The following is a 516-nucleotide window of genomic DNA, read 5'->3' on the forward strand; positions in this document are numbered from 1 at the left end:
GTCCATGCTGTTGTCGGTATCGGTCAGCAGGGTAGGTTCAAAGAAGTAGCCTTTGCCATCGGCACGTTTGCCGCCGCAGACTAGTGTCGCCCCTTGTTTGACGGCGCGTTCGACTTTCTCGGAAACGGCTTTGACGGCGCGCTCTTCAATCAACGGGCCCATTTCCAGTGCGCCTGGCTCGGCTTCGGCCGGGTTGCCGTAGCGCACGCCTTTCATTGCGGCGGTCATTTTTTCGATAAATGCGTCTTTCAGGCTGCTGTGGACATATACGCGTTCGGCGCAGTTACAGATTTGGCCGGTATTGCCCACGCGTGAAGCCAAGATGGATTTCACTGCCAAGTCCAAATCCGCGTCTTTCAAAACGATGGCAGGGGCTTTGCCGCCCAGTTCCAGTGAGACTTTGGTAATGTTGGTGGCGGCGGCTTCCATTACTTGGCGGCCTGCATCGACAGAACCGGTCAGGCTGACCATATCGACTTGCGGATGCGATGCCAAGGCATTGCCTATTTCTGCGCC

Annotated in this window: 1 protein-coding gene; it reads right to left on the reverse strand. The window is 56.6% G+C overall.

Features of this window, described 5'->3' with window-relative positions:
• A partial coding sequence (locus ACTHUR_RS18330; protein ID WP_440400193.1) for an aldehyde dehydrogenase family protein occupies positions 1-516 on the reverse strand: 516 nt, incomplete at both ends.

The sequence above is a fragment of the Neisseria sp. P0021.S007 genome (assembly GCF_051956855.1).